The organism is Streptomyces sp. TRM49041, from assembly GCF_008271805.1.
Lineage (GTDB): Bacteria > Actinomycetota > Actinomycetes > Streptomycetales > Streptomycetaceae > Streptomyces.
The window spans coordinates 1-778 of record NZ_VSRY01000023.1 but is presented as its reverse complement, the minus strand read 5'-3'; the positions used below and the strand labels follow the sequence as shown (position 1 = coordinate 778).

Annotated in this window: 1 pseudogene; it reads left to right on the top strand. The window is 74.0% G+C overall.

From position 1 onward, the window contains the following. A pseudogene (locus FVS66_RS01570) lies at positions 1-778 on the top strand (mucin-1); the annotation flags it as partial.

The window sequence follows — 778 nt, the reverse complement described above, 5'->3', positions numbered from 1 at the left end:
TCTGCAGGGACCGTGGACGGACGACTTCGACCATCTGCGGATGGAGACCTCGTACGGCAGGGCCACCTCCACCGACCTGGTGCGCTGGGAGCCGCAGGGCACGGCGTTCGGCACCGGGCTGCCGGGACGCTTCGACCAGCAGGCCGTGTGGACCATGCACCCGCTCCGGCACGGGGACGGCATGGCGATGTTCTACACCGGGATGAGCGGTCTGACCCCCGGCGGCTGGCCGCTCCAGGCAGTGGGCCTGGCGTACTCGGACCGCGTCGACGGCACCGGCTGGCGGCGGCACGGCACAGGACCGGTCGTAAAGGCCGACCCGCGCTGGTACCGCACCGGTGAACACATGGGCTGGCGGGACCCGTTCGTGGTGCGCGACGACGACACGGGCTGGGCCATGGTGCTCTGCGCCAGCGACGCCGGCCTGCCGGTCGAGCGCAGCGGCTGCGTCGCACTGGCCACCTCCACCGACCTGGAGCACTGGGAGGTCCACCCGCCGCTGATCTCGCCCGGCGACGTCGACGAGCTGGAGTGCCCGGTCCTGGAGCGGCTCGACGACGGGTCCTGGCTACTGCTCGGCTCCATAGGCGCCACCCGCGGCTTCGAGGCATGGACCGCCCCGAGGCTCGACGGACCCTGGGAGCGCCGGGGCCCGCTCGGCCCGACCGGCGCCTACGCCCCCCGCGTCATCACCGCGCCCGACGGTTCGCGCGTCGTCCTGCACACCACCCCGCGCCGCGTCGGCCTCACCGACTCCGGCGCCCCCTGCCGCGGCATG